The 19,729-nt window shown below is 68.6% G+C and carries 20 protein-coding genes and 2 pseudogenes; 13 read left to right on the top strand and 9 right to left on the bottom strand.

The features are described 5' to 3' along the window. Window positions 1-77 precede the first annotated feature (77 nt). From ACH4TL_RS39285 to ACH4TL_RS39265, 5 genes are all read left to right on the top strand, one after another. The gene (locus ACH4TL_RS39285; RefSeq protein WP_009717567.1) at window positions 78-860 is read left to right on the top strand and encodes an HAD-IIA family hydrolase; all 783 of its coding nucleotides are present in this window, start codon (window positions 78-80) and stop codon (window positions 858-860) included. 95 nt (window positions 861-955) lie between these two features. Then, the gene (locus tag ACH4TL_RS39280; RefSeq protein WP_398328381.1) at window positions 956-1,558 is read left to right on the top strand and encodes a hypothetical protein; all 603 of its coding nucleotides are present in this window, start codon (window positions 956-958) and stop codon (window positions 1,556-1,558) included. Next, a complete protein-coding gene (locus ACH4TL_RS39275) occupies window positions 1,551-2,273 on the top strand; it encodes a class F sortase (protein ID WP_398328384.1) in 723 nt (240 codons plus the stop codon). Before ACH4TL_RS39280 ends, ACH4TL_RS39275 begins: the two co-directional genes overlap by 8 nt. 49 nt (window positions 2,274-2,322) lie before the next feature. Continuing rightward, entirely contained in the window at window positions 2,323-2,664 is a 342-nt protein-coding gene (locus tag ACH4TL_RS39270; protein WP_398328387.1) for a hypothetical protein, read from the top strand. Between the two features lie 155 nt (window positions 2,665-2,819). Further along, a complete protein-coding gene (locus tag ACH4TL_RS39265) occupies window positions 2,820-3,902 on the top strand; it encodes a glycoside hydrolase family 6 protein (protein ID WP_398328390.1) in 1,083 nt (360 codons plus the stop codon). Between the two features lie 7 nt (window positions 3,903-3,909). Here the strand turns inward: ACH4TL_RS39265 and ACH4TL_RS39260 are convergent, their stop codons facing one another. The 3 genes from ACH4TL_RS39260 to ACH4TL_RS39250 form a co-directional block, all read right to left on the bottom strand. After that, window positions 3,910-5,901 carry a galactose oxidase-like domain-containing protein gene (locus ACH4TL_RS39260; protein ID WP_398328393.1) on the bottom strand — a complete coding sequence of 664 codons (1,992 nt, stop codon included), beginning with the start codon at window positions 5,899-5,901 and terminating at the stop codon, window positions 3,910-3,912. A gap of 3 nt (window positions 5,902-5,904) precedes the next feature. Next, on the bottom strand, window positions 5,905-7,725 hold the full coding sequence (locus ACH4TL_RS39255) for a glycosyltransferase family 2 protein (RefSeq protein WP_398328397.1): 1,821 nt from the start codon (window positions 7,723-7,725) through the stop codon (window positions 5,905-5,907). 338 nt (window positions 7,726-8,063) lie between these two features. Further along, window positions 8,064-8,744 (bottom strand): FadR/GntR family transcriptional regulator, encoded by a 681-nt coding sequence (locus ACH4TL_RS39250; protein ID WP_398328551.1) that lies wholly within the window; start codon window positions 8,742-8,744, stop codon window positions 8,064-8,066. A gap of 173 nt (window positions 8,745-8,917) precedes the next feature. Here ACH4TL_RS39250 and ACH4TL_RS39245 point away from each other — a divergent pair, with 173 nt between their 5' ends. Next, complete coding sequence (locus ACH4TL_RS39245; RefSeq protein ID WP_398328400.1) at window positions 8,918-10,030, top strand: FAD-dependent oxidoreductase; 1,113 nt, start codon at window positions 8,918-8,920, stop codon at window positions 10,028-10,030. On the opposite strand, the gene ACH4TL_RS39240 is transcribed toward ACH4TL_RS39245, so the two are convergent. Both ACH4TL_RS39240 and ACH4TL_RS39235 read right to left on the bottom strand, forming a co-directional pair. Continuing rightward, entirely contained in the window at window positions 10,014-10,193 is a 180-nt protein-coding gene (locus tag ACH4TL_RS39240; RefSeq protein ID WP_398328403.1) for a DUF397 domain-containing protein, read from the bottom strand. The two genes, ACH4TL_RS39245 and ACH4TL_RS39240, sit on opposite strands and share 17 nt — an antisense overlap. After that, window positions 10,190-11,021, bottom strand: a pseudogene (locus ACH4TL_RS39235) (helix-turn-helix domain-containing protein). Before ACH4TL_RS39235 ends, ACH4TL_RS39240 begins: the two are co-directional and overlap by 4 nt. Before the next feature lie 115 nt (window positions 11,022-11,136). On the opposite strand from ACH4TL_RS39235, the pseudogene ACH4TL_RS39230 reads away from it, so the two are divergent. The 3 genes and pseudogenes from ACH4TL_RS39230 to ACH4TL_RS39220 all read left to right on the top strand — a co-directional run bounded on the left by ACH4TL_RS39230 (window position 11,137) and on the right by ACH4TL_RS39220 (window position 13,056). Next, window positions 11,137-11,561: pseudogene (locus ACH4TL_RS39230) on the top strand (ATP-binding protein). Window positions 11,562-11,614: 53 nt separating this feature from the next. Then, window positions 11,615-12,631 carry an alpha/beta hydrolase gene (locus ACH4TL_RS39225; protein WP_398328406.1) on the top strand — a complete coding sequence of 339 codons (1,017 nt, stop codon included), beginning with the start codon at window positions 11,615-11,617 and terminating at the stop codon, window positions 12,629-12,631. 41 nt (window positions 12,632-12,672) lie between these two features. Then, window positions 12,673-13,056, top strand: a complete 384-nt coding sequence (locus tag ACH4TL_RS39220; RefSeq protein ID WP_398328409.1) for a VOC family protein — start codon at window positions 12,673-12,675, stop codon at window positions 13,054-13,056. A gap of 8 nt (window positions 13,057-13,064) precedes the next feature. Here the strand turns inward: ACH4TL_RS39220 and ACH4TL_RS39215 are convergent, their stop codons facing one another. The 3 genes from ACH4TL_RS39215 to ACH4TL_RS39205 all read right to left on the bottom strand — a co-directional run bounded on the left by ACH4TL_RS39215 (window position 13,065) and on the right by ACH4TL_RS39205 (window position 15,042). Then, window positions 13,065-13,328, bottom strand: coding sequence for a hypothetical protein (locus ACH4TL_RS39215; protein WP_398328412.1), 264 nt, complete (start codon window positions 13,326-13,328; stop codon window positions 13,065-13,067). Between the two features lie 151 nt (window positions 13,329-13,479). Beyond that, window positions 13,480-14,175 carry a hypothetical protein gene (locus ACH4TL_RS39210; protein ID WP_398328415.1) on the bottom strand — a complete coding sequence of 232 codons (696 nt, stop codon included), beginning with the start codon at window positions 14,173-14,175 and terminating at the stop codon, window positions 13,480-13,482. Continuing rightward, window positions 14,176-15,042: a helix-turn-helix domain-containing protein gene (locus ACH4TL_RS39205; RefSeq protein WP_398328418.1), complete on the bottom strand. Its 867-nt coding sequence runs from the start codon at window positions 15,040-15,042 to the stop codon at window positions 14,176-14,178. Between the two features lie 127 nt (window positions 15,043-15,169). On the opposite strand from ACH4TL_RS39205, the gene ACH4TL_RS39200 reads away from it, so the two are divergent. After that, window positions 15,170-15,385: a tautomerase family protein gene (locus ACH4TL_RS39200; protein WP_398328421.1), complete on the top strand. Its 216-nt coding sequence runs from the start codon at window positions 15,170-15,172 to the stop codon at window positions 15,383-15,385. Window positions 15,386-15,437: 52 nt separating this feature from the next. On the opposite strand, the gene ACH4TL_RS39195 is transcribed toward ACH4TL_RS39200, so the two are convergent. Further along, window positions 15,438-15,677, bottom strand: a complete 240-nt coding sequence (locus tag ACH4TL_RS39195) for a hypothetical protein (protein ID WP_398328424.1) — start codon at window positions 15,675-15,677, stop codon at window positions 15,438-15,440. 500 nt (window positions 15,678-16,177) lie between these two features. Here ACH4TL_RS39195 and ACH4TL_RS39190 point away from each other — a divergent pair, with 500 nt between their 5' ends. From ACH4TL_RS39190 to ACH4TL_RS39180, 3 genes are all read left to right on the top strand, one after another. After that, a complete protein-coding gene (locus ACH4TL_RS39190) occupies window positions 16,178-16,705 on the top strand; it encodes a hypothetical protein (protein ID WP_398328427.1) in 528 nt (175 codons plus the stop codon). Window positions 16,706-17,050: 345 nt separating this feature from the next. Further along, the gene (locus ACH4TL_RS39185; RefSeq protein ID WP_398328429.1) at window positions 17,051-17,344 is read left to right on the top strand and encodes a hypothetical protein; all 294 of its coding nucleotides are present in this window, start codon (window positions 17,051-17,053) and stop codon (window positions 17,342-17,344) included. A 151-nt stretch (window positions 17,345-17,495) separates the two neighbouring features. Further along, window positions 17,496-19,724 carry a glycoside hydrolase domain-containing protein gene (locus tag ACH4TL_RS39180; protein WP_398328432.1) on the top strand — a complete coding sequence of 743 codons (2,229 nt, stop codon included), beginning with the start codon at window positions 17,496-17,498 and terminating at the stop codon, window positions 19,722-19,724. The last annotated feature ends 5 nt before the right edge of the window (window positions 19,725-19,729 follow it).

The following is a 19,729-nucleotide window of genomic DNA, read 5'->3' as shown; positions in this document are numbered from 1 at the left end:
CGAAGCCCCCGGTTAGGCTGTTGGCGTCGCCAGACGCCCAGAGGGGTCACACGGTCAAGCCGAGCGGAGAGCAAGCAGTGGCAGAGCGCAAGCCGATCGAGTCATGGCTCACCGACATGGACGGGGTGCTGATGCACGAGGGCATACCAGTGCCCGGTGCCGACGCCTTCATCAAGCGGCTGCGCGAGTCCGGCAGGCCGTTCCTCGTGCTCACCAACAATTCGATCTACACCCCGCGCGATCTGCACGCCCGGCTGTCCCGGATCGGCCTCGACGTGCCGGTGGAGAACATCTGGACGTCGGCGCTGGCCACCGGCCAGTTCCTGGACGAGCAGCGGCCCGGCGGCACCGCGTATGTGATCGGGGAGGCGGGGCTGACGACCGCCCTGCACGACATCGGTTACGTCCTGACCGACGTCGAGCCGGACTACGTCGTGCTCGGCGAGACCCGTACGTACAGCTTCGAGGCGCTGACCAAGGCGATCCGCCTGATCAACGACGGCGCCCGGTTCATCGCGACCAACCCCGACGAGACCGGCCCCTCGGCGGAGGGCGCGCTGCCCGCCACGGGCTCGGTCGCGGCGCTGATCACCAAGGCGACGGGCCAGGAGCCGTACTTCGTCGGCAAGCCGAATCCGCTGATGATGCGCGCCGGGCTGAACGCGATCGGCGCGCACTCCGAGAGCAGCGCGATGATCGGGGACCGGATGGACACGGACGTACGGGCCGGTCTGGAGGCGGGCATGGAGACGTTCCTCGTGCTCACCGGCGTGACCCAGGCCGACCAGGTGGACCGCTTCCCGTACCGGCCGTCCACCGTCGTGGACTCGATCGCGGACCTCGTGGAACGCGTCGTCTGATCGCCCCCGTCTGAGCACCCGTTCGGAGCAGGACCGGGTCCGCAGCGGATGCGGTGCCCGGCCCGGCGCGTGAGCCTCGAGGTGGGAGGTTCACGATGCGCATTGCCACCCTCACGCTCTGTACGGCAACGCTCAGTCTGCTCGCCTCAGGACCCGCCCTCGCCGATCAGCGCCACGACGGAACCGCCACGATCCGGGTCAGCCCGCTGGCCATCGCGCCCGGCGCGGAGGTGGAGGTGCGGGCCTTCGGCTGTCAGGGCACGGTGGCGACGGCGACGTCGCCGGTGTTCGTCGACGACGCGGAGCTGACCCCCGACGGGAACGGGCTGTTCAGCGAGGCGACGATCCGTTCGACGGCGGCCAAGGGCGCGCATCGGGTCGCCGTGGACTGCGGCGGCGGCATGGAACCGGGCGCCCGGCGGGTGTGGGTCGCCGTGGAGCGACCACCCTCGCCCGTCGCGCCCGTCCACGCGGGCGGCGGCGGCGCGCCACGGCCCGCCGAGGGCGCCGAGGGCGACGGGGACGACGAAGGCTGGGACGACGACGAGGGCCGGGACGACCAGGACCGGACGCCGTGGGGCAACGTCGGCGGCGCGGCGGCGTACGGCCTGGTGCTGTCCGGCGGGACGGCGGTGGCCGTCGCGGGGCTCGCGGTACGACGGCGTCGGCAGCGGCAGCGGGTGGGTGGCGATGTCTGACTCGCGTTTCTCCGGAGAGTCCCGCTTCCCGGGGGCCGGACGGCTGGCGATGGGCCTGGCCTGGGCGGCGCTGCTGCTGGGGCTGTGGATGTGGGGCCGGGACATCACTGACGGTACGGGCGCTCCGGCGCCGATGACGGGGGACGCGGCCGCGGTCGGCCGTCCCCCGGCGCATCCGCTGCCCGAGGCGCACCCCCCGCTCGCGGCCGCCCGGCCGGTGCGCGTCGACATCGCGGCGGTGGGGGTCCACGCGCCGGTCATCGGCGCGGGCCTGGACCGCAAGGGGGCGGTGAAGCCGCCGTCGTTCAGCCGCGCGAACTCCGTCGCCTGGTACCGGGGCGGGCCCGAGCCGGGCACGGTGGGCGCGGCGCTGCTGGTCGGCCACGTCGACACCCGCTCCAAGCCCGCGGTGTTCTACCGGCTGAGCGACCTCCGGCGCGGGGAGAAGGTCCGGGTCGCGAGGTCGGACGGCTCGACGGCGGAGTTCACGGTGGAGGACGTGGCGATGGTGTCCGCCAAGCGGTTCGACGCCCGCCGGGTGTACGGGGCGCGGAGCGACGGCCGGGCGGAGCTGCGGCTGATCACGTGCGGCGGACGGTTCGACCGCAAGACCCGGACGTACTCGGCGAACGTGGTGGTGTCCGCGTACCTGACGGCCACGCACCCGGGCACGACGCGTTCCGTACGTCCCACCGCACCCGGGAACGCGGGCTGACGTCCGCCCGTTCCGGTAGCGGGAGACAGTCCCGGGGAGGGGCGGCCGCATGGGCGGGTTCCTGCCGTATCTGATCTTCATCGGCGCGCTGGCCGCCGTCATGGGCTGCTTCGCCTGGCTGGCGGTCCTGGCCCGCCGCCGGGGCGTCGCGGGCTCGGCGATCCGCGCCGCCGTGGCGGCACATGACCAGGCGTGGCAGGTGTCGGGCTATCAGTCCCATCTGGAGATACGGGCACAAGCGGAACGCAAAGCACCGATCGAGTCCCCGGACCTTCCCTGGCATCCCGCGAGCCGTGACCTCGGCTCGCCGCGCCCGGCGGCCCGAGGCCCCCGCCGGGGTGGCCGTCTGCGCCGGACGCTGCGCCGCCGCTTCCGTCGCGGAGGTGCGTAAACACCGCGCGAATCGCGCCGGACGGGCGAAAACCCGCCTCCCCTCGATGATGCGGGCCCGGGCGGCCGAAGCGCTGTGCAAGGATGGATTCGACCGGCTTGTCCCACCCGGGGGCCCACTGTCCACCCCCGGAGCGTGCACCCAAGGGGGAGTGGATGTACGGCAGTTACACCGGCCGTCGGCACACCGTTGCCCGTCACCACGACCGTAAGCGGAATCTCAGGCGCGACGGCGTGGCGGCTGCCGGGGCGCTGCTGTCGCTCGTGACGCTCACCGGCTGCTTCGGCGCCTCCGAGGGCCCCGAGAAGAAGGACCACGCGGCGGCCCCGCCCGCCCGGCAGCAGCAGCGCCCCAAGGCCACCGTCCCCTACTGGGTCAACCCCGACGGCAGCGCCGCCAAGCAGGTCGCCGCGTACCGCAAGAAGGGCGCGAGGGGCGATGCCCAGCTGGTGCAGAAGATCGCCGAGCAGCCGGTCGCCGAGTGGCTGGGGGTGGACAACCCGGAGGGGCAGGCGCGCGGCTTCACCGAGGCCGCGAAGCACGCGGACCGCGACGCGTTATTGGTGTTCTACAACATCCCGCACCGCGACTGCGGCCAGTACTCCAAGGGCGGCGCGGCGGACGGCGCCGCCTACCGGGCGTGGCTCGACAAGGCCGTCCGGGGCATCGGCGACCGCCCCGCCACGGTGATACTGGAACCCGACGCGCTGCCGCACGTGGCGGACGGCTGCACGCCGAAGAAGTTCCACGAGGAGCGGTACGACCTGCTCACCGGCGCCGTCGACAAGCTCAAGGGCCTGCCCCGCACCAAGGTCTACCTGGACGCCGGGAACCCGCGCTGGATCAAGGACCCGCACGCGATCGCCGGGCCGCTCAAGCGCGCCGGGATTGCCAAGGCGGACGGCTTCGCGCTCAACATCTCCAACTACCAGACCACCGCGGAGAACAAGACCTACGGCAAGAGGCTGTCCGCGCTGGTCGGCGGCAAGCCCTTCGTGATCGACACCAGCCGCAACGGGAACGGCCCGGCCCCCGGGAAGAACGACCCGGAGGCCTGGTGCAACCCGAAGGGCCGGGCGCTGGGCGAGCCGCCCACGGTCGACACCGGCGACAAGAGCGTCGACGCCTATCTGTGGATCAAGCGTCCGGGCGAGTCGGACGGCCCCTGCAAGGGCGGCCCCAAGGCGGGCCAGTGGTGGCCGCGGTACGCGCTCGATCTCGCCCGGAACGCCGAGTAGCCATCGCTCAGCGGGAGGCGCCCTTGGCCGCCGCGGGCGCCTTCACCGCGGGCGCCTTCGCCGCGGGCACCTTCACCCACACCGCCTCCGAGGGCGTCCCCTGGTCGTCGACCGCGTTGAGCATGTAGTAGCCCGGCGGCACCAGTGAGCTGTCCTTCGGCAGGGTCACCGTGATGCCGTCCTTCGTCCGCTTGAAGTCGAGTGCGATCGAACGCTGCTCGACGTTGGTCACATGGGTGAAGGAGCTGGGTCGGATCAGCCGCATCTTCTTGATCGCCGAGGCATGCTCGCTCTTGTACGTGGTGCTCGCGCCCAGCTCGACCGTCCTCGGCCCGCCCCCGGCGGCCAGCTTTGGCCGGGAGTCCCGGTACAGATACGGCGGCCGGTAGAGGTCGATCTGCTGCTGGAACTCGCCCGGCTTGGTGTTGGCCTCGTCCTGGAACAGCGAGTCGGAGCCGAAGGTCATGACCCGCCCGTCCGGCAGCAGCAGCGCGCCCGAGTGGTAGTTGCGGCCGACCAGCGGGTCGGCGACCGACCGCGTGCGGTTGGTCTCCGGGTCGTACAGCTCGGCCTTCAGCACGTTGGTGTCGCTGCGCCCCCGGTAGTCGCCGGAGCCATTGGTGGTCAGGACGTTGTCGTCCGGCAGGATGACGCTGCTCGGATAGCGCACCTTCTCGTACAGATCCGGTCCGTCCTTGAACCGCGGCTTGTCGTCCTTCAGATCGACGATCCTGGTCCCGGCGGTGGACCGGGTGGACTCGCCGACCCCGCCGCCGCCCAGCACCATGAACCGCTGGTCCTGCGCCGGCGGCAGCATGACCGACATCGAGGTCTCCATCAGCTTCGGGTCGCTGATGCCCGGCACCACCTGGAACTTGTTGCTCTTCAGATCCCAGATCCCGGGCGTGCGGCCCTGGTCGTCCGGACCGTATCCGGCATTCGACCCGGTGTAGAAGACGCGGCCCTTTTCGGTGAGGAAGAGGGCGGGGTAGGTGGGGAAGAAGCGCTTCTTCGGAAGGTACTTCCACTTCTTCGTCTTCGGGTTGTAGATCTCGTTCTTTCCCGGCACCACCTGGCCGATTTCATCGAGCCCGGACACGGCCAGCACCTTGCCGTCCTGAAGGGACGTCAGGGTCGGATACCAGCGGGCCTCGTTCATCGGGTCGACGGTGATGTACCGCTCCGACTCCGGGTCGAATTCGTAGGCCTGCTTGATGCCCTGGAAGTCCTTCTTGTCGAACGACAGCTTCTGCGCGATGCCGTAGAAGTTGTGCTTGTCCTTGCCCTTCAGTCCGGCGATCCGGTAATTGTCCTCGGTCCCGGTCTGGTACTTCGCCCCCCTGCGGCGCGCCTCGACATAGACGCGCGCCGTGCTGGCGGTGACGGTGACCTTTCCGGTCTTGGCGTTCGTCTTCTTCTTCGCGCGCGGCACGAGGACCGGGTCCTTGGACTCGAAGGTCTTGCCGTTCTCCTTGCCGGTGAAGCGCGTCCCGGCCGGGAAGGTCTTCGGCTTGTCCGGGTCCTCGTTGTGGACGAACATCAGCCCGCCCGCCTTCTCGACGTCGCCCTTGAGCTTCTCGTACCGCTGGGTACCGCCCGCCACCAGCAGTTTTCCGTCCGGGAGCTGGGTGTGCCCGGAGCAGAAGAGGTCCTGGGGCGTGGGGATGTTCCGGTACGTGTTCTTCTTCGGGTCCCACAGGACCGTGCGGAAGGACTTCGCGTCGAAGTTCTTGGCGTTGTTCCCGGAACCGGCGACCAGCAGCACCTTTCCGGTGTGCAGCAGGGCGGCGTGGATCGTATTGATCCGATAAGCCTTCGGGACATTGACGACGTCCCAGTGGCCGTTCTCGGCCTTGTAGTCCGGTTGGTTGATCTTGTAATCGTGATACTGCGCGGAGCTGAATCGGTAGAGCGCCGGGCCGTTCATCCCGGCCAGCACGGTCACGGCCGCCGCACCGATTCCGAAGCGGCGGGTGCGGCGACTCGGTCGGTACTTCACGTCTTATCGTCCCCCAAGAGCGGGCTGCGTTGTCCGTTTCTCCTGGCGGACGGTCCACCGCCAGGCGATGATCGGAGCGGCTGTGATAGCCAGGGCGAGTGATGCCCAAACGGTCATCGCTGGATGACTGTGGCCGAAGTAGAAGGAAGAGGCGAGCGACCCGCCGAAGACCACCAGGAAGAAAAGGTGGATCCGGAACGTACCGAAGAGGGTGTCGGGGCTCGACGAGTCGCCCTTGGGGGTGACGACGAAGCGGCTCTTCCGGCGCAGTACGGCATCCATCAGGGAACGCGCGTAAATCGGTGCGGACATCGCGGACATCACCATTCCGGCCACGCCCCCCGACCCTTCTGGCTCATGCGGGGAGACGTTGTGCCGCCGGTTCCAGACGTAGAGCCCGATCTGGAGTGCGGAGGCGTTGCCGTAGAGCATCATCCAGATGGCGGGGTCGATCTGGATGCCGGACGCCCCGAATCCGAGGAACAGCGCACAGCTGATCCCGGCGAGGATCCAGTTCAGCGCCGACATCGGATAGAAGATGACCATCAGGGTGTAGTTGAAGAGCTTCCCCACCGGCAGCGAGAAGGGTGCCTTCCAGAACTGCTTGAGGATCGTCTCGTAGGTGCCGCGTGACCAGCGCAGCTGCTGGGTGAAGAAGTCCGTCCACGCGTTCGGCCCCTCGCCCACCGCGAGCACGTCCGGGGTGTAGACCGAGCCCCACTTCCGCCCGGTCGCCGGGTTGCGGTGCCGGTGCAGCTCGAAGCCGGTGGCCATGTCCTCGGTGATCGAGTCGTACAGCCCGCCGATGCCCTTGATGGCGCTGATCCGCACCGCGTTGTTGGTGCCGACGAACATCGGCGCGCGGTACGCGTTCCCGGCGCGCTGGATCAGCGCGTGGAAAAGGAACTGCTGGCTCTCGGCCGCCTTGGTGACGGCCGCGTCGTAATTCCCGTACACCTGCGGGCCGACGACGAAGGCGATGTCCGGGTCCCGGAAGTAGCCGAGCATCCGTTCCAGATAGTTCGGCAGCGGGACGTGATCGGTGTCGACCGAGGCGAAGAAGTCGTATGCGTCGCCGTGGGCGTCCAGCCAGGCGTTGTAGTTGCCGTGCTTGGTCTTCGCCCGGTACGGGCCCTTGGCCTGGTTCCACTTCTCGACGCCCTTGCGGGTGAAGTGGCGCACGCCCAGGCGCGCGCAGATCTCTCGTACCTCGAGGTCGTCGCCCTCGTCCAGCAGCCAGACGTCCAGCTCCCCCCGGTGCCGTACGCGGACCGCCGCCTGGAGCGTCTTCGTCACCATCTCGATCGGCTCCTTGCCGGGCACGAACGTGGTGATGAAGGCGACCTTCGTGCCCGCCTCGGGCACGACCGGGACCGGATCGCGGGCCACGAGCGTCGCGTGCGCGTTGGACGCGACGTTCATCGTGCGGAATAACTCGATCAGCCCGATCGAGACCAGCATGACGGCGTCCAGCACCGCCATCGTCGGGCTGACGCCGTCCCGGTCGGTCCAGTGCGCGGGCTGGATCAGCCACACCAGCAGCCCCAGCGACACCAGCGGCGCCGCCCCCAGCAGTAGCGCGGCCCGGATGCGGTGCGGCTCGTCGGCCAGCAGGCTGCGGTAGCGCACGCGGTACGGGGCGGACGGATCGGGCTGGGTGAGCGGTCCCGCGAGCCTGCTGTAGTGCTCGTAGTCGTACTTCGGCAGCGGCCGCCGCCGGTGAGCGCCCCATCGACCGTTCTGCTGCTGTCGCGGGATGCGTAAGCGCGTCGTGGTGGACGGGTCGTACGAATGCTGCCGGGCGCCTGTCGGCGTCGACGTCATGAGTTATTCCCCCCGCACGCGGGCTGGTGCGTGTCGTCACGTATCTCTTGCCGGCACGACCCCCCACGGCCGTACGGGCACGATAGTGGAGGCGATCAATCCGTCGAATGGAATCGAATACGGAATGGTCGCCTTCTGCTTGTGCGCGAAGCGTGCCGGACCCCTCTCGTCCGGTTTCCCCCCGGGGCATCCCAACGGCCCGTGTTCCAGGGCGCGTTGGTGGGTGATGCACCCAGATCAGGGCCTCGAAGGCACTCGCATGATCACAAGGCGAAACGCGTCCTTATGCGGACAAAGGCGCCCAATGTGTTGCGGCTGCGTCTGGTCACGAAAACGGCTTATTCGTGATGCGGGGAACGCAGTCTGTTGCGAATGTTGCAGAAGTGGTCGCGGATCGCCTCTTCGGCGCGTAAGGCGTCGCCGGAGCGCACGGATTCCAGAATCCGCCGGTGCTGGGCCAGGGTCTCCTGAGGATCCGTGGGTACGTCCACCAAATCCGTACGCACCCGGTGGAACGCGTCCCAGAACGCCTCCAGCACCTCGCTGAGCAGCGTGTTGTCCAGGCTCCCGTACAGCGCGGCGTGAAAGGCGCGATCGGTCTCCGCGTGCACGGCCCCCTCGGCCGCCTCCGCCTCCATCCGCCCCACGATCGCGTCCAGCGCGTCGAGGTCTTCCGCCGGTATCCGCCCGGCCAGCCGCGCGATCAGCCCCGTCTCCACGGCCTCCCGCAGCTCCAGCAGCTGGAGCAGGCTGTCCTCGCCCCGGTAGTGACCGGCGACGGTCCGGAAGATCAGCCCCTCGATCATCGGCGCCATCGACATGGGCCCCACGTAGGTCCCGAAGCCGTGGCGGATCTCCACGATCCCCATCGCCTGGAGTGCCTTCAGCGCCTCGCGCACGGAGTTACGGCTGACTCCGAGGAGTTCCATCAGCTCCGTCTCGGTGGGCAGCGGGGCCCCGGAGGGGAGCCGCTGGTCGACGATGAGCCGTTTGATGCGCTCCTGGATGTCGCCCGCCATCCCGCCCCGCGCCTGCCCCTGCGCCGCCACCGCCACCTCCGATTTCGGTCAGCTTAGCGCCAGCGGCGGGCGGCGGTGTCGGTCGGTTGTCGGGGGTTGTCGGCCCGCTGTCGGCGGAGCGCTGGATGGTTGGCAGACATCCAGCCCGCGACACATTTCGCAAAGGACTCACCATGACTGCTGACGTCACCATCATCGGCGCCGGACTCGGCGGCCTGACCCTCGCCCGCGTCCTGCACGTGCACGGCATCCCGTCCACGGTCTACGAGGCGGAGCCCTCGCCAGCGGCGCGTTCACAGGGCGGGATGCTCGACATCCACGACTACAACGGCCAACTCGCCATGCGGGCCGCCGATCTGATGGACGAGTTCCGTGGCCTGATCCTGGAGGGCCGCCAGCAGTACCGGTTCCTCGACCCGGACGGGACGGTCGTGTTCGACCAGCCCGACGACGGTACGGGCGGACGCCCGGAGGTGCAGCGCGGTGAGCTGCGGCAGATTCTGCTCGACTCGCTTCCCGAGGGCACCGTCCGGTGGGGCCACAAGGTCAGCCGTGCTCGTGCGCTCGGTGACGGCCGCCATGAGGTGACGTTCGCGGACGGTGGTTCTGTCGTGACGAAGCTGCTGGTCGGCGCGGACGGCGCGTGGTCCCGGGTCCGGCCCCTGCTCTCCGACGCCACGCCCGCGTACGCCGGTACGTCCTTCGTGGAGACCTGCCTGTATGACGCCGACACCCGCCACCCGGCTGCCGCGAAGGCGGTCGGCGGCGGATCGCTGTTCGTGCTCGGCCCGGGCGGGAGGAAGATCGGCGCGCACCGGGAGCGTGGCGGGACCCTGCACACGTACGCGATGCTGTCCGAGCCGCAGGAATGGTTCGCCGCGATCGACTTCACGGATGAGCGCGCGGCGGTCGCGCGGATCGCGGAGGAGTTCGACGGCTGGGCGCCGGAGCTGACGGCGCTGATCACCGAAAGCGACACCGCGCCCGTTCTGCGCCCCCTCTACGCCCTGCCGGTCGGGCACCGGTGGGACCGGCTGCCGGGAGTGACCCTGCTCGGCGACGCCGCCCACCTGGCACTCGTGGACGGCGAGGGCGCCAACCTGGCCATGCTGGACGGCGCCGAACTCGGCCAGGCCCTGGCCGCTCACCCCGACGACGTCGAGGCCGCCCTCGCCGCGTACGAGCAGGCCATGTTCCCGCGCAGCGAAGCGGCAGCCGCCGAATCGGTAGCGGCCAGCAACCCCACGGCCGAGGACCTGATCGCCTTCTTCACAGCTGGGCGGTGAAGGCGGCCCAGGCGGTGCGGGGGATGGCGAGTTGGCCGGTCTCGGGGTCCTTGGAGTCGCGGACGTGCACGGTGTCGGGGCGTATGGCGACCTCGACGCAGTTGCCGCCGCCTCCGCCGCTGTAGCTGCTCTTGAACCAGTCGAGTTCGGTGCTGCTGCTCATAGCGCTCCTCGCATCTGCTCCAGCAGGCTCGTAGTGGCCTGAGGGCTGAGAGCCTGTGAGCGCAGTTTGCCATAGCGCTGGAGCATCGCACTTACGGCTTTTGGGTCGGTGACCAGGACGCTGGTGTCATGCGCTTCGATGTAGCCGACCCACCGGTGGTCTGCCGTCTCCGCCAGACACATGGGCCCTTCGAAGCCGAAGTGGTCCTCTTGCCGCAGCGGCATGACCTGGATTTCCACGTTCCGGCGGGCCTGCTGTTCAAGGAGGTGGTCAAGGAGGTCCTTGGTGACCTCGACGCCCCCGAAGCACCTGTCCAGTAGCGCCTGCTCGATGATGAAGCTGAACGAGGTGTTGGGCAGGTCGTCGAACAGCCTCTGCCGAGCAAGCCGTGCGATCACCTGCTGCTCGCACTGTTCTGTCGAGACATGCGGGATGTAACGCTCGAAGACTGCGCGGATGTACGGCTCCGGCTGAAGCAGTCCCGGCACGACCGCGCACTCGTACGTGAGGAGCGTTGCCGCTTCCTCCTCAATCCCCGCCCAATGTTGGAACCAGGCCGCCAGTCCCACCTTCCGGGTCAGGCTGCGATACGCCGCGCCCAGAACCCGCGCGGCCAGCGCACCCAGCACCTCCTCCACTCGCGGGACGAGTTCCTTCGGGGGGAAGCGCCTGCCCTGCTCGATCTTCGCGACGTACGTCACCGAGTACCGCACACGCGGGGCGAACTGTTCCTGCGTCAACCCCCCCTTCATCCCGCAGAGCCTTAAGCACCGCGCCAAACGTCTTGAGGCTGTCCGAGACTTCGGGTTCGCTGTTGTCTGCTCCCATACGTACATGCTCACGCGCGGTGACCACCCCAGTCCAGCGAGTCAACTGGTACAGCCAAAACTGGGTGGGTGTCATACCTGGCCGCAGCCCCGCCCCCACCGCAACGCTTCCGCCCATGACCGCACCACAGGACCAAGTCCCCGTCACCGTACGTACGTTCGCGCAGCGATTCTCCGTCACCCGACGTGGGGCCAGGCTCGCCCGGCTGCTGGCTGCGACCCAGTTCGCCTCCTGGGGGCTCGGCCCCAGCGACGCGGCCGTCCTCGTCGTCGCGGAACTGGCCGCCAACGCCGTCCTCCACGGCCGCGTCCCGGGACGGGACTTCGCCCTCCTCCTGCGGTACGACCACGTGACGGGCCGTCTGGAGATCGAGGTGTCGGACACCCACGACCGTCAGCCCGCCCCCAGGGCCCCAGCTCCGTGGACGAACAGGGCCGTGGCCTGCTCCTGGTCGAGGCGCTGGCCGACCGCTGGGGTGTCAAGGAACGCCGTGGCCCCGGCAAGACCGTCTGGGCTCACATCGCCTGCGGCCGCCGATAGACTCCGCCACGCGACGACGGGGGATCTTCCTTCGGCGACCCCGGGAGTCCTCCATGCCGCACACGTCCACCGACCCGTCGGCCACGACCGCCCCGCTCGGGCCACCGCCGCCGTTCGATCCGGAACTCGCCGTGGCGCTCGCGGCCATCACGGAGATCCTGCCGCCGGGCGGGTCCGGGGCCGACCCGGGGGAGACGCCTCCGGAGGACGTACCCGGGATGGCACCCGTGACCGACGCGGACCTGGCGCGCGGCGGGATCTTCCGCGTCGCGGAGCGGTCCGTTCCGGGTCCGGCGGGCGCGCCGGAGGTCTCGTTGCTGATCTGCCGTCCGGCCGACGCGGCCACGCCGACACCGGCGCTGTACCACATCCACGGCGGCGGGATGATGGTCGGCGACAACCGCACCGGCCTGCCCGACATGCTCGACCTGGCCGAGGAGCTGGGGCTGGCCGTGGTGTCCGTCGAGTACCGGCTGGCGCCCGGAACCCCGCATCCGGGGCCGGTCGAGGACTGCTACGCCGGTCTGCGCTGGACCGCCGAGCACGCCGAGGAGCTGGGCGTCGACCCGGAGCGCATCGTCCTCGCGGGTGGCAGCGCGGGCGGTGGGCTCGCGGCGGCCGTCGCCCTGATGGCGCGGGACCGGGGTGGCCCGGCCCTGTTCGGGCAGTTGCTGATGTGCCCGATGCTGGACGACCGTAACGACACCCCGTCCGCCCACCAGATGACCGGCGTCGGGGTGTGGGACCGCGCCTCCAACGAGGCGGGGTGGACGGCGCTGCTCGGTGCCGCCCGGGGCACGGACGACGTCTCGCCGTACGCCGCGCCCGCCCGCGCGACCGATCTGTCCGGGCTGCCGCCCGCGTTCATCGACGTGGGCTCCGCGGAGACCTTCCGCGACGAGGACGTCGCCTACGCCAGCCGCCTGTGGCAAGCCGGGGGACAGGCCGAACTGCACGTCTGGCCCGGTGCGTTCCACGGTTTCAGCGGCATGGCCCCGCACGCCACCATCTCCCGCGACGCGCGGGCGGCGCGGCTGGTGTGGCTGCGGAGGCTCTTGGCGCCGCGATAAATCGATTCCCGGGCCCGGGCCGTCTCCGTACACTGCCGCGCATGGCATGCCGCATCAGTGAGCTGGTCATCGACTGCGCCGACGCCGAACGGCTCGCCGCGTTCTGGAGCGAGGTCCTCGGCTACGTCGAACTCGGCCGGGACGACGACGGAAGCATCGAGATCGGGCCGCCCGACGTCGGCTTCGGCGGCCCGCAGCTCACCCTCGTCCTCAGCCCGAGCAGCGACCCGCGGCCCGAGAAGCTGCGGCTGCACATCGACGTCAACGCCACCGACCGCGACCAGGACGCCGAACTGGCCCGCCTGCTCGCGCTCGGCGCCAGGACCGCCGACGTCGGCCAGACCGGCGCCGAGAACTGGCACGTGCTGGCCGACCCGGAGGGCAACGAATTCTGCCTCCTGCACCGCCGCATCCAGCCGCTCTGACGCAGGGCCTACCTCGTCGTTCCCAACCGGTGTTCGACGGCGCCGCGCATCGCCACCGCCCGTGGACCGTCGTAGTCGCCGAGCAGCCTCAGCGCCTCTGCCCAGTGCCGACGCGCCGCTTCCGGGTCGTCGCCGAGCAACGCGTCCGCCAAGCCGTCGAGCGCGATGGCCTCGTGCCAGGCGTCTCCCAGGGTGCGGTGGGCGGCCGCCGCCTGACGGTGGAAGTCGGCGGCCTCGGCGTGACGGCCCAGGCGGCGGTACGTCTCACCCACCCCGTGCCAAGGCCAAGGCGCCCTCGGCATCGTCCTCGAATAACGCGGACGGGTCGGCTTCCTGGGCCCGGGTCATGGCTGCCTCCCACTCGATGTGACCGCGGGCGCGGTCGTCACCCAGGGTAGTAGCGTCGGTACGCGGGTGGCAGGGTTACCGCGTCGGTCCTGCCGCCCGGGCGACGTGGAGGCAGCTTTCGACGAAGTCCCGGGCGGCGCCCGGGGTGACCGTGTCGGCTTGGTGCACGGCGCGGTTGCGGAGGGTGCGCAGGCGGTTGACGACGGCGACCATGTCGGGCGGCAGGTCGCTCGTCAGCCCGCCGAGCAGCGCGTTCCACGCCATGACGACGGCCCCGGCGGGCGACGCGTCGACCATGGTCCGGGCTTCCTGGAGCTGTTCCGCCTGGGGTGCGGCCGACTGCCGATACGAGGGAGGAGCCCAGGCGCCCCCGGAGGGCTGAGGCTGTACCGGCGGGGGTGGCGGGGGCGGGAACTCCTCGGGTTCCTCATCCTGATCCGGTGCGTAAGGGCCGAGCCCTTCCTCCACGCGCTCGGGGTGCGGCGCCCGCTGCCCGGCCGGTGGGGGGTACGTCGGCCGGGGCTGGGGGCGTGGCGTCGGTACCCCTTGGCCGAAGGGCCACGGCGCGTCGGCGAGGGCCGCCTCCTCCGCCTGGGTCAGCACATCCCGCGCCTGCGTCTCGAACTCGATCGCGCCCGCCGGGGTCTCCAGGCGCGTCATGCGCGTGAACGCCTCGCGGATATGGCTGCGCAAGCCCCACACCAGGCCCACGGTCACGGCGGGCCAGACCAGTGCCTCTATGTACTTCAGAACGAGTTCGGCGATGTCCACCTAGGCATGATCGCAGGTCAGATCCATGTCCTGGGTGCCGATGACGGAGAGGAGTTCCAGCTGCGAGGCGCCCTCGGTGCCGGGCGGGGCGGTGAACCACAGCAGGCGCTGGGCGCCGTCCTCGCTGAACAGGGTGTGGCAGTCCAGCTCGATGACGCCCAGGGCGGGGTGGACGATGCGCTTGTGGTCGATGCGCCGGAGGGCGATGTCGTGGGTGTCCCAGAGGGTGGCGAACTCCTGGCTTCGCCGCCGTAGTTCGGCGACCAGCCCGGCCACCGTGGCGTCACCGCCGCGCCGGGCGGCCACGGCCTGGAGGTCGGCGACGAAGGCCCGGGAGTGGTGGGGGTGGTCCTCGGCCGGGTAGATCGCGCGGGCGCCGGGGTCGGTGAACCAGCGGTGGACGAAGCTCGCCGCCGGCCCCCGTACGGCAGGAGGCGGGCCGAGGAGCGCGACGGCCAGCGGGTTCTGGACGAGCGTTTCGTGGAGGTCGGTGATGACCTGCGCGGGGGTGGTCGTGAGCCGGTCCAGCAGACCGAGCAGCGCGGGCTGGACGTGCGCGGCCGGTCCGTGGGCCGCGGGGGGTACGCGGCGGTCGGCGAGGTGGAACAGGTGGTCGCGCGCGTCACCGTCCAACCGCAGCGCCCGCGCGAGGGCGGCCAGCACCTGGGCGGAGGGCTGGGCACCGCGCCCGCGCTCCAGCTCCGTGTAGTAGTCCGCGGACAGCCCGGCCAGCTGGGCGACCTCCTCACGCCGCAACCCGGGCACCCGGCGCCGCGGACCGGCGGTCAGCCCGACGTCGGCGGGGCGGATCCGGTCGCGGCGGGATTTGAGGAATGCGGCGAGCTGCGCGTGGTTCACGCCGCCCATCGTCGCGCGTGGCGGCGCGCCGAACCAGGGGACGTCAACCCCTGGGTGCGCACAGCCCTGGCTGACGCGGATACACCGGCCCAGGCTGAGGGCGCACGATCCCTCGTACCGGAGAGAGAGAACCACCATGCCTTTCGCGAACTTCAAGGTCCCCGCCGGAACCCTCGACGAGCGGCAGAAGGAGCAGATCATCACGCGCACGACCGACCTGTACGCCGAGATCTACGGCGAACGGGCCCGCGCCAACACCCTCGTCCTGGTCGAGGAGGTCACCGACGGCGGCTGGGGCATCGGCGGCGACGTTCTGACCCTCGCCAAGCTCCAGCAGACCCCCGAGGGCTGACGCGATCAGCTCGCCCGGTCACCGTTCCCCGTCCACTCCATGCCCCAGCCGCTCAGTTGTCCTGGGGCATCGGTGCGCGTTCGGCGGATTCCCTTCGCTCGGGCGTCCCGTACCCCTCGGCTGTCCCCGGATCCTGCCGTACCTCGGAGCTGGACGTGCCCGAGTCGGGCGCTGTCGGGGCGGATGGCGGGGACGGCTCGGCGGAGCTCCCGGGGCGGAGCGCGAGGACGGTGGCGGTGGTGGCCACGACAGCCCCGAGGACGGCGAGCCTGCGTACGGACGAGCGCTTCACAGCGGCCTCCATGAGTTTCTCGGAACCTGGTGTCTGCCTCCGTGTCCGCCCGACGCCCGGGCACACGGAGCGGTTCCCGGGCTGGCCACTCGTCCTCCGCGGCGGCCTGCTCGACATCTGCGAGCGCGCGGTGCCGGTTCCGGCCGCCCGGGGTAGTCGGGCAACAAAGGCTCCTGGGGTCTCAAGTGGGCGTGTTTCGGCCCTGATCCAGCGGTGACGCACGGCATGTATCGCACAGAAGGTAGCGTTCCGGGCGGTTGTCGCAGGCAATATATCTCCTCATATCGCCCTATCAAGAAATACTCGGTCACGATGCGCGACATCGGGGCTCTGCGCCATCTGCCTCGTTCCCGTAACAACACCTCTGGGTTCGAACTGTTTTGCGGCTAGGGTCACCGCCGACCGCGAGGTAAGCGCGTGCTGTGCGGGCGCGTCACCGCACGCAGGGGGATGACGCCTGCGGGCGGCGAGCCTCAGTACCCTCCGCTAGAGGAAGGACCATGAGCGTGTCCAGACGCAAAGCCGTCTTGGGTGTCGTCGTCGCCGTCGGTGCCCTGGCCGCAGCGGCGTTGACCGCACCGCAAGCCGTCGCTGCCGAGAAGCCGGACGTACAGCTCTCGAAGAACGCCGACGCCGCGACTCGCTCTCTCGTCCAGGCCGACCCTCAGGCCGCCGCGGCTGCCGCCACAGTGTGCGGCTCCGGCTTCGACACTGTGAACAAAGCGACCCCGCTGCCCAAGGGCACCGACCCCCAGCTGCGCTTGGCCCTGCTGTTCACCTACATCAACAAGAGCGGCAAGGGGTGCGCGATCTTGGACAACAATGTTGGCCAAGCGCGATACATGTATCTCAAGGTCTGCGAATGGGACGGCACCAACTGTGACACCGACTCCGGGACCTTTAGCGAGTTTGCGGGCCCGGTCTACGTGCCCAGCGTCGCCTGCGCTCCGGTGACCGCCAAGATGGGGAAATCCTCCAGTAACCTTTTCATCGACTACAAGAGCGAATACGAGTTCCTTTGCAACTGAAGGAGCTTTGAGATGAGGGGATCCTGCATGACCCGGAAAGTGGCGCGCTCTCTCACTGTGGCGGCTGTGGCTGCGTCGGTCGCCCTCGTTGCGACCGCGTGTGGAGCTCAGTCTGCCGAGAGCGTAGGCAGCAGCGGACCCTCCTCGGAGGGAAAGCACCTGTCAGCGGAAGGGCGCACCTCTTCTCCCGAGGCAACCCACCAGGATCCCGGCGCCAAGGATCAGCTCTCCCGGAACGCCCGTGACGCTGTGGAGGAGCGGGCCAGGAACAGTGTCAGCGGAGATCCTGTCGGCCCGAGGAACACCGACATTCCCCGGCCGCAAGACTATGGCTTCGGGAAAGCCGTGGACAAGGCGCAGGGCGGAGAGGTCATCGCCTACGAGCCCCGTCTGGACGGCGGTCGGATGGTGGTGCCTGTCACGATCAGCAATGAGGGCAAACAGCGGGCGTCATACGAGGTCACCGTCACGGCAGTGGGGAATACGGGATCTTCCGCGGTGACGGTGACGAAAAAGGCACCTGGCGTTTTCCCGGGATCGACCTGGCCCACACAGGCCGATGTCACCACGAGCGAAGTCAAGGACGCCAAAGAATTGAAGATCACCTTGAGGGTGGTGAAGGAAAATTATGGACGGTGATCCGGTTCCCGTTGGCTGGATTGTGTCCTGATCGAGTCGTTCACGTCGATAAAGCCAGGGCGGCCGTCCTTGGGCGCTTTCGGCATGGGCTATGTCATCGAGATACGAACTTCTGAACCGTACGAGCGGTCGCAATGGGGAAGGGATCGTCATGGCTGATGAAATGGTGAAGCGAGCGCAGCGCTTCGTGAACGACATCTACGGTAGTTCCATCGGAATGACCGTCGACGAAGACGGGAAGACTGGCTGGAACACCATGTATGCCCTGACCCGAGCCCTGCAATACGAATTAGGGATCACGGCGTTATCGAACAGCTTCGGTCCTACCACCCTGTCCAAGCTGACGTCGAAGTACCCGAAGCTCAACGCCGGCACGATGCCGTCGGCGAACTTCTGCCGCATCATCCAGTCCGGTCTGTACTGCAAGGGCTATGACGGCGGTGACATCGACGGCACATACAGTTCACGTGTCCAGGCCAGCATGGCCAAGTTCAAGAAGGACATGGGAGTCGACGCGGCCTATCCCGGCAGCGATCTGACCCCGAAGGTGTTCAAGGGTCTGCTGAACATGGACGCCTACGTTACCGTCAACAACGGCTCCGACCAGATCCGGGCGATCCAGCAGTGGCTCAACGGCCGCTACGTAAACCGTAGCGACTTCTTCATCATTCCCTGCGATGGGCATCACTCCCGCGATGTCGCCAAGTCCATGCTCTTTGCCATCCAGTACGAACTTGGCATGGCTGACGGCACCGCCAACGGCGTCTTCGGGCCGGGTACCCAAGCAGGGCTGAAGTCCCATACGGTCTCGACCGGCTCCTCGGGTACATGGGTGCAACTGTTCTCTGCTGGAATGGCCCTCAACCAACGGCCCGTCGCATTCACGTCCAGCTTCACGTCGGCCTTGGCGTCAGCGGTATCCGACTTCCAGGCGTTCGTTAAATTGTCTGTCACCGGGAAGGGCGACTTCTCGACCTGGGCCTCACTCCTCGTCTCCTACGGCGACCAGGACCGCAGAGGAGAAGCCTGTGACGGCGTCACCAGGATCACCCCCGCACGCGCGGCGGCGCTCAAGGCAGCGGGCATCAAGTACATCGGCCGCTACCTCACCAACCCGGACCCGACCCCGAGTGGCAGCACGGCTGAGAAGGAAATCCAGTCAGGCGAGCTCCAGACCATCGCTGACAACGATCTGCGCTGCTTCCCTATCTACCAGACATACGGACGCGGTGCCGACGACTTCAACTATCCCCTCGGGCGTGCAGCAGGACAGGCCGCGATCAATGCCGCACTCGACCACGGCTTCAAGTCAGGTACCCGGATCTTCTTCGCCGTGGACTTCGACGCCGTCGACAATGAGGTCACCAACAACGTGCTGCCTCATTTCAAGGGCATCCAGGATGCCATGGCCGACGACGGCAACCGATACAAGGTCGGCGTGTACGGGCCTCGGAACGTGTGCACTCGGGTCGCCGAGGCCGGGCACTCCTCGGCATCTTTCGTATCCGACATGTCCTCAGGGTTCTCCGGAAATTTCGGCTACCCGCTGCCCGCCGACTGGGCCTACGACCAAGTCGTCACCCGCACCGTTGGCTCGGGCGATGGAAAGATCGAGATCGACAACAACATCGCCTCCGGCCGGGACGTCGGACAGGGATCATTCAACGCACCGCGTGTCAGCAAGCCCGACGGCCGTCTGGACCCGACCGTCCTCACTGCCATGCAGACGGACGTCGGCAAGTACATGGAGTCCCTCGGGTACCCCAATGATGGCGGCACGAAGAGCTATCAGCACTGGAAGTGTTTTCAGACGACTGTCATGGACCACGATGCACTCATCACGGACCTGTCGAACAGGTACAACATACGTAAGGCGTTGATTCAGACGTCGGCGTACTGGGAGATGCGGCATATTGATCCGCTCGATGAAGCAGCCTGGCTGGCGGTGATCGCCGCGTACAACACAACAGGTGAGTTCATTCGGGACACCTCCACGGGAATCGCCAAGCAACGGGCGGTCAGCCTCGTCGGGGCATGGAACCACTGCCTCAGCATGGGATACGTGACGGGTCGGCCGATCCTCGACGTTTCCAAGGATGCGGACAAGTACTCCATATGGAAGAAGGCGCACGATGATGAGGAGTTCGCACTCACCAGCGTCTTCATGATCGACATGTGGGACATTGACGGAAAGCCGGGCGGGGACGATGACTCGCCGAAGATGAGGCGTCCGAGCCTCAGCTACACCGATTCGGAGATCTACGAAGTCCTGCGCCGCTACCAAGGCCCTGCGGAGCCCGCGTTCTCCGAAGCGAAGAAGCGGATGGGCTTGTACTACGTGATGGAGAAATACAACTCCATCTCCCGCAATATGTTCTGATAGGA

The organism is Streptomyces sp. NPDC021115, assembly GCF_044333065.1.
Taxonomy (GTDB): Bacteria; Actinomycetota; Actinomycetes; order Streptomycetales; family Streptomycetaceae; genus Streptomyces.
This window is presented reverse-complemented; position numbering and strand designations above follow the sequence as displayed.